Consider the following 11,825-nt stretch of genomic DNA (forward strand, 5'->3'; position numbering starts at 1 on the left):
TTGTTATAGGAAGTGCAGGGAGTCATTATTATCCCGCTAACATACCTGTCCCCGACATTTGAGGAAAGTCGCAATTCTGAAAACTTATTTGTCTATTCTGATTACTCATTGTAATTTTTGCGTTTGTCTATGAGTCAGGGAGTGAAGAGATGAAGTTAATGAAGCGAGGCGTTGCGCTGGCAATAATTGCAGCATGCGGACTGTTAAGCCTGCCAGCCCAGGCCTGGGAACAGGATAAAACCTATAACATCACCATCCTGCATACCAACGATCATCACGGCCACTTCTGGCGCAGCGAATATGGCGAGTATGGCCTCTCGGCGCAGAAAACGCTGGTGGACGGGATCCGTAAAGAGGTCGCGGCCAAGGGCGGCAGCGTGCTGTTACTCTCTGGCGGCGACATTAATACCGGCGTCCCGGAATCGGATTTACAGGATGCGGAGCCCGATTTCCGCGGCATGAATTTGATTGGCTACGACGCAATGGCCGTCGGTAACCACGAGTTTGATAATCCCCTCGAAGTATTACGTCAGCAGGAGAAGTGGGCCAAATTCCCGTTCCTCTCCGCCAATATTTACCAGAAAAGCACCGGGGAGCGTTTATTTAAGCCCTGGGCCATCTTCAAACGCCAGGATATTAAAATCGCCGTAATAGGGCTGACCACCGACGACACGGCAAAAATTGGCAATCCGGAATATTTCACCGATATCGAATTCCGTAAACCGGCCGACGAAGCGAAGCTGGTGATCCAGGAGTTACAGCAGAACGAAAAACCGGACGTGATTATCGCCACCACCCACATGGGTCATTACGATAATGGCGAGCACGGGTCGAACGCCCCGGGCGATGTGGAGATGGCGCGCAGCCTGCCGGCGGGGTCGCTGGCGATGATTGTCGGCGGCCACTCCCAGGATCCGGTCTGTATGGCCTCGGAAAATAAAAAGCAGGTGGACTATGTGCCAGGCACGCCGTGCGCACCGGACAAGCAGAACGGCATCTGGATTGTGCAGGCCCATGAGTGGGGCAAATACGTGGGGCGCGCGGATTTTGAGTTCCGTAACGGCGAGATGAAGCTGGTGCACTACCAGCTGATCCCAGTCAACCTGAAGAAGAAGGTGACTTACGATAACGGCCAGAGCGAGCGCGTCCTCTATACCCCGGAAATTGCGGAAAACCCACAGATGCTCTCCCTGCTGACGCCGTTCCAGAATAAAGGCAAAGCGCAGCTGGATGTGAAAATCGGTACGCTCAATGGCAGACTGGAAGGCGATCGCAGCAAGGTGCGTTTCGTGCAGACCAACATGGGCCATCTGGTGCTGGCGGCGCAAATGGCGCGCACCAATGCCGATTTTGCGGTGATGAGCGGCGGTGGGATCCGCGACTCCATTGAAGGCGGCGATATCACCTATAAAGACGTGCTGAAGGTGCAGCCGTTCGGCAACGTGGTGGTGTATGTCGATATGAGCGGCAAAGAGGTGACGGACTACCTGACCGCGGTGGCGCAGATGAAGCCTGACTCCGGAGCCTATCCGCAGTTCGCCAACGTAAGCTTTGTGGCGAAGGGCGGGGTGCTCAACGACCTGAAAATCAAAGGCGAACCTGTTGATCCGGCGAAAACCTACCGCATGGCGACGTTAAGCTTTAACGCCACCGGCGGCGATGGCTATCCGCATATCGATGACAAACCGGGCTATGTGAATACCGGCTTTATCGACGCCGAGGTGCTGAAGCAGTACATCCAGCAGAACTCTCCGCTGGATGTGAATGCCTATGAACCGAAAGGTGAGGTGAGCTGGCAGTAACCGTGGAGCTGCGCCGGGTGGCGCTTCGCTTACCCGGCCTACGAGGTAAAAGCAAAACGGTAACAGGCGTTACCGTTTTTAGTGTTTGCGCCCTCTCCCGGTGGGAGAGGGACGGGGTGAGGGCAACAGGCCGCACAGCCTTAATCCCGGCGCGCAATATCCGCAAACTGCGCATCCAGCATTTTGGCCAGATCGCTGGCCGCCAGCTCAATATCCAGCCCGCGCTTACCGCCCGAGATATAGATCGTTTCAAAGCCCTGAGAGGGCGCGTCAATCAGCGTCGGCAGGCGCTTTTTCTGCCCCAGCGGGCTAATACCGCCCACCAGATAACCCGTCGTGCGCTGCGCCACCATCGGGTCGGCCATATCCACTTTTTTGGCACCCAGCGCCTTCGCCACCTTCTTGAGATCCAGCTGTCCGGCAACCGGCGTCACCGCCACGGCGAGGTGCTTCATATCACCGTTGACCGCCACCAGCAGGGTTTTATAGACCTGGTCGGCATTGAGCCCCAGCTTACGCACCACTTCATCGCCAAAATTGGTTTCGTTCGGATCGTGGTCGTAGGTATGGATCCGGAACGTGATTTTGTTTTTCTCGAGTAATTTAACGGCGGGAGTCATAGCAATCCTTCTTAGCCCGGACAATAAACGTCCTAAGCATACGCCTCAGAAGAGGCTAAAAAATAGCACCATCTTGCGCATATAGTGTTGGCAGTGATGGTCACTTTGAGCGACAATCGGCTCAACCGGGGGTCTCCTCCGGCATAATAACAACGATGAAATTCCTCTTTGACGGGCCAATAGAAATATTGGCCACTTTTTTTATCTCAGCAACGACGGCAAATTCCCCTCGCCGTACAGATGCAGCGCCCCAACCGCCACCACATATCGCCCCGCAGGCAACGCGCGCAGCTTCTCGCACCACGCCTGATTACGCTCGTGCATCAGCACGTCATACAGCGATTCGCTGAAGGTCGCTGGCAGCGCCAGTCTGTCAACGATGGGGGGCGAATCCAGCCACCAGCTCACCATGGTTTGCAGCAACCGCGCATTGGTATGCCAGTGGGTCAGGGTATCCTCCAGCAGGAGCAGCCCGTCGTTCGGCATCTGGCGCAGGAGGGCAATCTGACTGGCGGCCCCTTCCAGCTCGATAATAGGCAACTGCTGCGCGCGCGCGACGTTCAACAGCTGGTAATCGATACCGTAATCTCCCCGCAGTCCCAGACGCTGTGCCTGGGTGGCCTGCAATACCATCGCGATTTGCCATAAAGGCTGGCTCTCCAGCATGGACAGCGATAACCCGAGCTCGTCGGCAAGCCGCTCCAGCTCGGCCAGCTGGCTGGCGCTGAGGCGCTCATTCAGCGGAGGCGGGATCGCCAGCCCCTCGAAAGGCGACTCATTACCTGAGATATCCGCTTCCACGATCAGCGCATCGGCGCTGTGCAGCCTGGCGATCAGCCCCTCTGGCAGGGGAGACATATCCCGGGTTCCCATATGGATGCTACCGACCAGATGCAGATGCTGCCCGCCGGGCAGGGAGATATCGAGGCCCGGCCAGCGATAGCGGCGGGGGAACAGGGCGCGAAACGATGCTTTTATACGTTGAAACAGACTCATACGCGCTCCAGGAAGGGAAAAATTCATGCTAGCGCGTGGGGAGGGGCGGTGCAAGACGTCCTTGTCTTATGCAATCGTTACTCTTTGGGTTTAAAGCGCAGCAGGCGGTTGGCATTGCTCACCACGGTAATCGAGGAGAGCGCCATGGCGGCACCCGCCACTACCGGGTTGAGCAGCGTACCGGTCAGCGGCCAGAGGATCCCGGCGGCGATCGGAATGCCGAAGGCGTTATAGACAAAGGCCCCCAGCAGGTTCTGCTTCATGTTGCGCAGGGTCGCTTTCGAGATGGCGAGCGCGTCGGCCACCCCCATCAGGCTGTGGCGCATCAGGGTGATGGCCGCCGTTTCGATGGCAACATCGCTGCCGCCGCCCATCGCAATCCCGACGTCCGCCTGGGCCAGCGCCGGGGCGTCGTTAATGCCGTCGCCAATCATCGCCACCCGGCGGCCCTGGCCCTGCAGTGTGATAATCGCGTCCGCTTTGCCATCCGGCAGCACCCCGGCGATCACCTCATCAATACCGGCCTCGCGGGCGATAGCCTGGGCAGTGACGGCATTGTCTCCGGTGAGCATCACCAGACGATAGCCCGCGCGGTGCAGGCGTTGCAGCGCACTCACGCTGTCAGCGCGCAGCGGATCGCGAACGGCAAACAGCGCCGCGATGTGACCATCCACCGCCAGTAGCACCGGAGTGGCGCCCTGAGCGGCATGGGCCTGCAGCTGCGCATCCAGCGCCCCGGTATCAATGCCATTTTCGGCCAGCAGGGCCTGATTGCCCAACAGCAGCGTTTGGCCATCGACCTCTCCGCTCACCCCCAGCCCGCGCAGGGTGCGGAAGTTATTCACCAGCGGCAGGGCGCTGTCTGCTTTCTCAAGAATGGCTCGCGCCAGCGGGTGGCTGGAACCCTGTTCGAGCGCGGCGGCCAGGCGCAGGGCCTCGGCTTCACCGATTGCGCCCGTGGTATCGACGGCGACCACCTGCGGTTTACCCTCGGTGAGGGTCCCGGTTTTATCAAACACCAGCGTATCCAGGGTGCTGGCGCGCTGCAGGGCGTCGGCATCACGCACCAGCACGCCGGACTCCGCGGCACGGCCAACGCCGGAGATAATCGACATCGGCGTCGCCAGCCCCAGGGCACATGGACAGGCGATGATCAGCACCGTGGTGGCGATCACCAGGGTGTAGACAATCTGCGGCGCGGGGCCAAAGAAGTACCAGATAGCGGCGCTGAACAGGGCGATACCCACCACTACCGGCACGAAGATGGCGGAAATTTTATCCGCCAGCTTGCCGATCTCCGGCTTGCTGCTTTGGGCCTGGCGCACCATGCGGATGATGCGTGACAGGGTGGTGTGGCTGCCGACGGCGCTGGCGCGGAACAGCACGCTGCCATCCTGCACCACCGTACCGGCGTGAACGCTCTCCCCGTCGCTTTTCTGCTGCGGCACCGGTTCGCCGGTCAGCATCGCTTCGTCAAACCAGGCTTCGCCCTGAGTGATTTCGCCGTCCACCGGGACGCGATCCCCGGTAGTGAGGCGCAGGATCATCCCGGCCTGAACTTCCGCCAGCGGCAGGTTCTGTTCACCGTTTTCCGTGACCACCCGGGCGGTCGGCGGGGTTAAATCGAGCAATCTCTCCAGCGCTTTCGAGGAGCGCTGGCGGGCCCGCGCCTCCAGCATATGGCCGAGGTTAATCAGGCCGATAATCATCGCGCTGGCTTCATAATAGAGGTGGCGTGCTTCCATCGGGAACCACTGCGGCCAGACGTTAACGCTCATCGAGTAGAGCCACGCCGCGCCGGTACCCAACGCCACCAGCGTATCCATGGTGGCGGTGCGGTTTTTCAGGCTTTTCCAGGCGCTGGTATAAAAATGGCCGCCGGCGAAAATCATCACCCCGAGGGTGAGAACGCCGATGGCCAGCCACAGGGTGCGGTTATCGTCGGTGACCATCATGTTGTCACCGAGCATCCCCCAGCCCATCACCGGGATCCCCACCAGCAGGGCGACAATCGCCTGCCAGCGAAAACGTTTCATGGTGGCGATGGCGGTCTCCTGCTGGCGTTCACGGCGTTTGAGATCGTCTTCAATCGCCTCGGCGCCGTAGCCCGCTTTTTCCACGGCCTGGACTAAATCAGCGGCGGAGGCAGTGCCCATAATCAGCGCACTGCGTTCCGCCAGGTTGACCCGTGCCTGTGCCACACCCGGAACCGCCTGCAAAGCGTTCTGTACCCGGGTGACGCAGCTGGCGCAGCTCATGCCGTTGATCAACAGCTGCTGGCTGTCATCACTGTCGTGAGCTGCCGGAAGCTCAGAGGAGTCCGCTGTCAGTGCTTCCGACGGCGTTGTTGACGCTGTCAGCGGATCAGCCTTTGGGTGGCTTAACGCCGCACCGTAACCGGCCTGTTTGATGGTGTCGATCAGGGCATCGGCGCTGGCGCTGCCGGTCACGGCGGCGTGGTCGATGGTGACCTCTGCGGTGTCAACGTCCGGGCGTTGCTCCAGACTCTCTTTGACGCGTTTGACACAGTGGCCGCAGGAGAGGCCGTCCAGTGTCAGATCGATGGTGTGAGACATACGAATACTCCTTATAAATCTCCAGTCAGATATTGACCGGAGGGACACTTTCATCTAACTGTTATGAAGGTTAAACCTTCCATCAAGGGGAAGGTCAAGGGGGAAAAGTGAATATCAGTGATGTTGCCAAAAAAACCGGGTTAACCAGCAAAGCGATCCGCTTTTACGAAGAGAAGGGGCTGGTGACGCCGCCGCTGCGCAGCGAGAACGGCTACCGGAGCTACACGCAAAAGCACCTCGATGAACTCACGCTGCTGCGCCAGGCCCGTCAGGTGGGGTTCAATCTGGACGAGTGCGGCGATCTGGTGAATCTGTTTAACGATCCCGCCCGCCACAGCGCCGATGTGAAAAGCCGGACCCTGGAGAAGGTAGCCGAAATCGAACGCCATATCCTGGAATTACAGGCGATGCGCGACCAGCTGCTTGCGCTCGCCGAGAGCTGCCCGGGGGATGAGAGCGCCGACTGCCCGATCATCGATAACCTCTCCGGCTGCTGTCACCGCAAGGCGAAGGCCTGACCGCGTTCCGGGTTGAGCATAAACACCACCGTCCCGCGATACCAGGGGGGAGCGCTGGAGCTGCGCTTCGGCCTGAACATCCCGTTTGCCACCCTGTACCAGCCCGAGCTTAAACGGAATGCGCAGCCGGGCCAGGGCGGGCAGATAGGCCTGATAGTTGTCTACCGTATGGCGACCCTGATAGCTCTGGATCACCAGCTCATCCACCGCCAGCGCGTTCAGCGTGGCGACATCCCCGGTTTTCGCCCAGTCCAATAGCCCGGTCACCCCCAGCGCAAATTCCGGCGGCAGCTGCTGGCGCAATTGCTGTAAAAAGCGAGCGTAGTCCGCCAGCTGGTGGGTCGCCGCATCGAAATCGACCTGCAAACCCACCACCTGATTACCGGCGGCCTGCCAGCGCTGCATCAGGCGGACAATTCTCGGCACAATGGTCGGCGGCACATCGAGGGTGGTAAAGCGCACGGTCAGCCAGATTGAGGGAAACGTCAGGCGGCTGACCGGCAGCCCGAGGCGCTGAAACACCACCTCATTCGGCCGGGCCAGCACCTCGCCCTGATGCAGATAGACCGTTTGCGCCCCCTTCAGTGCCTCGCTGGCTTTCACGCCCGACCAGAGCCAGAAGGCCGGATGCTCGCGGGCGGCGACAATATCCGCCGCCTGCGCCTGTCCGGCCAGCAGCGCGGCTACCAGTAATATTTGAGTTTTTGCGCCCACGGGCTGCCCGGATACTGCGTTTTTAACTGCGAGAACCAGCCTTTACGCTGGGCTTTATCCACGTCTGGTCCGCCACATTCGTTATAGCCGGACGGGGCGTAACACATGATGGCCCGATAGAGCGCGTAGCTCCTGTCTTCATGCTCCGCCTTCGGTGAGGCGATAACCTGCTGGTAGTACGCCTGTCTGTCGAACTGTCCAAAGGGTTCTTTGCGATGGATCGCCCTCTCCAGCACGCCGTTGCCCGCGCTGTCTTTCCAGATATCGACATGGGTATTCGAGGTGCGGAAGAACTCCCCCAGGCAGTTCAGGGCATGGGCATCTTTGGCGTTCTGGCTGAGCACCTGCACGGTTTTGTCCAGACTACGGCAGACGTAACCGGCTTCGGCAGCATCGCCGTTCCAGTCGAAGGTGCTCAGGTTTACATCGTCAAACGCCTTGCCCACAACGGGCGGCGTAATGGCGCTGACGAGTTTTCTGTCGCTTAACCAGTCGCTAAAGCGGTTTTCCGTTAAATCGCGTACCAGCAGGGTATGCAGCGCAATGGTGCGCTCTTCGTTGTTCGGCCCCTGGCTGGCCTGCTGGCGTAACCGCTCAGGCGAGGCCACCGTTTTCAGCACCCGGGAGCGAAAACGCAGGCTGGTGACGGCGCTGTCCGGAGCAAAAATTGCCTCTGCGTTACCGCTATAGACCAGAGTCGCCGCCAGTTTAGCCTGCACATACTGCTGCTGTTCAGGATCCTGGCTGAGTTTCAGCAGCTTCAGCCAGAAATCCCGCGCGGCGGGCCACTGCTTTTGCGCCATCAGCGCTTCGCCGTAGAGAACCTGCTCGCTGAAGGCGAGAATGTCGTGCGCCGGAAGTTTTTCTGCGGGTTTGACGTCCTGCAGGATGGCGGCAGGGTTATTCGTCGCCTGCCACAGGTTCAACTGTAAATTGTGCCACAGCGCCAGCTTGCCGCTCTGTTCAAACGCCGGTTTGCTGCCGTTGAGATCGTCCTGCGACAGGGTCGGTTTCTCGTCGCTGTTCAGGCGCAGGGCGCGCAGCAGTTCGATATAGCTCACCTGCGGCGCGTCGGGGAAGGCCTCCCGCACGGCGCGACCGTAGAACTGCATGCCGTAGACGTTATCGTATTCGGTCACCAGGCCGTGCAGCGCCTCAGCATTTTCAGCCTGCTGGAACCGCTGCTCGTACAGGCTCGCCAACTGCGGCCAGGCCTGCAGATACCAGTTGATGCGACGCAGCATACCGCGCGCCGAATCGGCATAATGGCCCTCCGGCCAGCGCTGGAGATAGGTCTGGGCGGCTTTCTGCGCCTGTTCAGCGGCCGGGCGGTCAATGCGGTCGATATCAAAATCGCCGTACTCTCCGGTGCTGTTCTGGCTGCTTTTATTCAGCGCCGTGCGCATCAGCATATAGCTTGCGGTCTCTGCCAGCCACGGACGATCGCTGTCGACAAGCGAGGTAAACGCCCGATCCGCGCCCGCGTAATCCCCGGCATAAAACTGGGCTGCCCCGGTCAGATAGGTTTTATACAGCAGGGCAGGCGACGCCGCCGGGAGGGACGCCAGGGAGGCGGAAATCTGCGCGTCGGTCGCGCCGGCGTAGAGTCCCAGACGCGCCTGGCCCAGCGCATGGCGCTGTTCCGCCGTCAGCGAGTCGTCGGCCAGCAGCGCGGCAAAAAACTGGCTGAGGCTGTCGGCACTGTTGGAGACGAAGCGGTTTTCCTGCTCGCCGTCCTGATGGGTTTCGACGGGCTCAAGCTGCAACGCGGCCAGCTGCTTAGTGAGAAGGCTCTCTTCAGCCGGATTATCCGCCGCTGCGGTGGTCGGAGCCTCCAGGTCATCCCACTCAGGGTGGTAAGCAAAGTAGAAGTCGCGGGAGCGGGTGATATCCGCAGGCGTCGACTGCACGGGAAGGGGGGAAGGATTTGGCTTCGCTCAGCAGACGCAGCAGGTTGTCGCGGGAGTCGTTGCCGGGCGTCAGCACCGGGTCGCCTTTCAGCAGACAGTGCTCATCGCTCCAGTTGCAGTCTTCCATATCAAAGGAGGCGAATGCCGGGGCGGCGCTCGCCAGTAGTGCGCTAACGCTGAATGCCAGCGTTGTCTTCCTGACCATCATGCTCATCCTGTTCTTATCGTGAAAGGGCCCGGACGCGAAGGGTGATCCCCTCGACGGCCACTACCTCAACTTTGGTGCCGGCGCTTAAATCGTCGTCGGCAATCACCGGCCACGAGCTGTCGCCGACGCGCATATGACCGCGCCCGTTTACCAGGGCGGTATCAAGGGTAAACTGCATCCCCACCAGCTGCTGTCCGCGCTGGTTGAGGCGGGCATCGGCGGGCTTTTGCCTGCGCACCTGCCTTGAGAGCCAGCGCCACCAGAGCCAGGCGGCCGTCAGGGTCAGCACCGCAAACAGCGCCCCCTGCCATGCCCAGTCGAACGGCAGTACCCAGACCAGCAGCCCGACGATCACCGCCGCCACGCCGCTCCACAGCAGGTAGCCGTTGCCGCCAAGCATTTCAGCTGCCAGCAGCAGGCCGCCGAGGCTCAGCCAGAAGACATGTGGATGTGCCGCGATCGTCTCGATCATAATTTGCGCTCGTTGCCGCTGGTTTTGATCAGTTCCGCAATGCCGCCGATCGCGCCCATCAGGCTGCTGGCATCCAGCGGCATCATCACCACTTTGCTGTTGTCCGCCGAGCCGATCTGCTGCAATGCTTCGGTGTATTTCTGCGCCACAAAGTAGTTAATCGCCTGGATATCCCCGGCCGCGATCGCCTCCGAGACCATCTGGGTGGCGCGGGCTTCCGCTTCGGCCGAACGTTCGCGGGCCTCAGCCTGTAAAAACGCAGACTGGCGTTCGCCTTCGGCTTTGAGGATCTGCGACTGTTTCTCCCCTTCGGCCTTCAGGATCTCCGCCTGGCGCACCCCTTCGGCCTCCAGGATGTAGGCACGTTTGGTTCGCTCGGCCTTCATCTGGGCGTTCATGGAGGTGATCAGTTCTGCAGGCGGACGCACGTCGCGAATTTCGATACGGGTGACTTTGATGCCCCACGGGTTAGTGGCTTCATCAACGATGTGCAGCAGGCGGGTATTGATGCTGTCGCGCTGGGAGAGCATCTCGTCCAGCTCCATCGAGCCCAGAACGGTACGGATGTTGGTCATCGTCAGATTGATGATCGCCAGCTCAAGGTTACTCACCTCGTAGGCCGCTTTCGGCGCGTCGATCACCTGAATAAAGCATACCGCGTCAATGGTGACGTTGGCGTTATCCCTGGAAATCACTTCCTGGGAGGGGATATCCAGCACCTGCTCCATCATATTGATCTTACGACCAATGCGGTCCATGAACGGTACCACCAGGCTTAAGCCCGGCTGCAGCGTGTTGGTGTAACGACCAAAACGCTCAACCGTCCACTGATAGCCTTGTGGAACGATTTTCACCCCGGCGGCAACGATGACCAGCGCGACGAAGATCAGAATGGGGATGACAATGAACATATAAAACCTCCTGTTTTGTATTCCATATTGCGATAACAACTGTTCGTTTGTTGTCCATAAGTATACCGGCAAACAGGCACGAATTCGCGCCGAATCAACGGTGCGGGCAGGATCCAGACATAAAAAAAGCCCCGCTAAAAATAGCGGGGCGGGACAAAAAATCACCAGAATGCGGTGGGTCAGGCGTTGGGCCCGGTCCAGGTGAAGTCAGAGATATACTGCTCGCCGGCCTCGTTGATCGCGCGTGACAGCGCGGCATAGTATTTTTCCAGACCGATCGCTTCAATCTGCTGCAGCTGTTCGCGTACCGGGGCGCAGAACAACCCGGCATTCCCGGCTTCGACGCGCTTATTGTTAGGCGGCAGGTCGCCGGTAATGGCTTTGAACCAGGTGCGGATCCCCTGCTTAAGGTTGTTTGGCGCTTTCGCCAGGTTGTCGATGCCGGTCAGCACCTGCAGGGTTGGGAACCGATCCTCCGCAACGGCGCTTTTCAGACGATCAAAGAACTGGCTGAACAGCTCGAACGATCCCAGCTCGATGATTTTGGGTTTGGTGGTTTTGCCATTTTTATTGCCGATCTTGCTTGCGGCAGGCGTGCTGGACGGCACGACTCCTGTCTTATGCAAGTCTAATCCGAACAGCAGATTGCAGTGGGCGCGACGCTCTTTCAGCGGGTAAGACATCAGCACGTCGATAAAGGTCGTCGCCATCACATCCGACAGCTTATGGTTGATAAGCCACTGGGTGCGGGAGAAGTCAGCCGGGGAGACAAACCACTCCGGAACTTCATCGTAGCGTTTCGATTTCCCTTTCCCGTCAAATTCAATGAAATGCGTGCCATTATCGAAGGCAAATTTGCAGTTTTTAAAGCTGATAATGGTGGTGTTGACGATTAACGCTTTTTTTACAAAATCAACCACTTCAGGGCCAATAACAAAGCTGGTGACTGTCGAGGAATTGATGACTTGCATTAATGTTTCTACATCAGGAACGCCCGGCTTCAGGGAGGTAAACTCATAAAAGATGTGTGTCATGCCGCATACTACCTCTAGTTATTAGCCTGCCATTTCAAACGCGAAAAAGTTTATCATCTCTTGC

8 protein-coding genes and 2 pseudogenes are annotated in these 11,825 nt (G+C 59.2%); 2 read left to right on the forward strand and 8 right to left on the reverse strand.

Annotated features, from left to right (window positions below; all coding sequences use genetic code 11):
- Positions 1-149: 149 nt before the first annotated feature.
- On the forward strand, positions 150-1,802 hold the full coding sequence (ushA, locus tag AAHB66_RS05280; protein ID WP_347115424.1) for a bifunctional UDP-sugar hydrolase/5'-nucleotidase UshA: 1,653 nt from the start codon (positions 150-152) through the stop codon (positions 1,800-1,802).
- A gap of 140 nt (positions 1,803-1,942) precedes the next feature.
- Here the strand turns inward: ushA and ybaK are convergent, their stop codons facing one another.
- The 3 genes from ybaK to copA form a co-directional block, all read right to left on the reverse strand.
- Complete coding sequence (ybaK, locus tag AAHB66_RS05285; protein ID WP_347115425.1) at positions 1,943-2,422, reverse strand: Cys-tRNA(Pro)/Cys-tRNA(Cys) deacylase YbaK; 480 nt, start codon at positions 2,420-2,422, stop codon at positions 1,943-1,945.
- Positions 2,423-2,623: 201 nt separating this feature from the next.
- Positions 2,624-3,418 carry a TraB/GumN family protein gene (locus tag AAHB66_RS05290; protein WP_347115426.1) on the reverse strand — a complete coding sequence of 265 codons (795 nt, stop codon included), beginning with the start codon at positions 3,416-3,418 and terminating at the stop codon, positions 2,624-2,626.
- Between the two features lie 77 nt (positions 3,419-3,495).
- Positions 3,496-5,994, reverse strand: a complete 2,499-nt coding sequence (gene copA / locus AAHB66_RS05295) for a copper-exporting P-type ATPase CopA (protein ID WP_347115427.1) — start codon at positions 5,992-5,994, stop codon at positions 3,496-3,498.
- 107 nt (positions 5,995-6,101) lie between these two features.
- Between copA and cueR the strand changes: the two genes are divergently transcribed.
- On the forward strand, positions 6,102-6,512 hold the full coding sequence (cueR, locus tag AAHB66_RS05300) for a Cu(I)-responsive transcriptional regulator (RefSeq protein ID WP_106992209.1): 411 nt from the start codon (positions 6,102-6,104) through the stop codon (positions 6,510-6,512).
- On the opposite strand, the pseudogene AAHB66_RS05305 reads toward cueR, so the two are convergent.
- The 5 genes and pseudogenes from AAHB66_RS05305 to AAHB66_RS05325 all read right to left on the reverse strand — a co-directional run bounded on the left by AAHB66_RS05305 (position 6,491) and on the right by AAHB66_RS05325 (position 11,761).
- Positions 6,491-7,226 (reverse strand): annotated as a pseudogene (locus AAHB66_RS05305) (DUF3142 domain-containing protein). The gene cueR and the pseudogene AAHB66_RS05305 sit on opposite strands and share 22 nt — an antisense overlap.
- A pseudogene (locus tag AAHB66_RS05310) lies at positions 7,196-9,341 on the reverse strand (hypothetical protein). The pseudogenes AAHB66_RS05305 and AAHB66_RS05310 overlap by 31 nt, the downstream one beginning before the upstream one ends.
- Before the next feature lie 16 nt (positions 9,342-9,357).
- On the reverse strand, positions 9,358-9,816 hold the full coding sequence (locus AAHB66_RS05315; protein WP_337016235.1) for an NfeD family protein: 459 nt from the start codon (positions 9,814-9,816) through the stop codon (positions 9,358-9,360).
- The gene (locus tag AAHB66_RS05320; RefSeq protein ID WP_106992212.1) at positions 9,813-10,727 is read right to left on the reverse strand and encodes an SPFH domain-containing protein; all 915 of its coding nucleotides are present in this window, start codon (positions 10,725-10,727) and stop codon (positions 9,813-9,815) included. Before AAHB66_RS05320 ends, AAHB66_RS05315 begins: the two co-directional genes overlap by 4 nt.
- Positions 10,728-10,906: 179 nt before the next feature.
- Positions 10,907-11,761 (reverse strand): hypothetical protein, encoded by an 855-nt coding sequence (locus tag AAHB66_RS05325; protein WP_347115428.1) that lies wholly within the window; start codon positions 11,759-11,761, stop codon positions 10,907-10,909.
- Positions 11,762-11,825: the final 64 nt, after the last annotated feature.

It is taken from the genome of Leclercia sp. S52 (assembly GCF_039727615.1).
GTDB lineage: Bacteria > Pseudomonadota > Gammaproteobacteria > Enterobacterales > Enterobacteriaceae > Enterobacter > Enterobacter adecarboxylatus_B.

Coding starts and splice junctions, on each gene's coding strand:
- ushA (WP_347115424.1), top strand. CDS start 150: ATGAAGTTAATGAAGCGAGGCGTTGCGCTGGCAATAATTGCAGCATGC.
- ybaK (WP_347115425.1), bottom strand. CDS start 2,422: ATGACTCCCGCCGTTAAATTACTCGAGAAAAACAAAATCACGTTCCGG.
- AAHB66_RS05290 (WP_347115426.1), bottom strand. CDS start 3,418: ATGAGTCTGTTTCAACGTATAAAAGCATCGTTTCGCGCCCTGTTCCCC.
- copA (WP_347115427.1), bottom strand. CDS start 5,994: ATGTCTCACACCATCGATCTGACACTGGACGGCCTCTCCTGCGGCCAC.
- AAHB66_RS05315 (WP_337016235.1), bottom strand. CDS start 9,816: ATGATCGAGACGATCGCGGCACATCCACATGTCTTCTGGCTGAGCCTC.
- AAHB66_RS05320 (WP_106992212.1), bottom strand. CDS start 10,727: ATGTTCATTGTCATCCCCATTCTGATCTTCGTCGCGCTGGTCATCGTT.
- AAHB66_RS05325 (WP_347115428.1), bottom strand. CDS start 11,761: ATGACACACATCTTTTATGAGTTTACCTCCCTGAAGCCGGGCGTTCCT.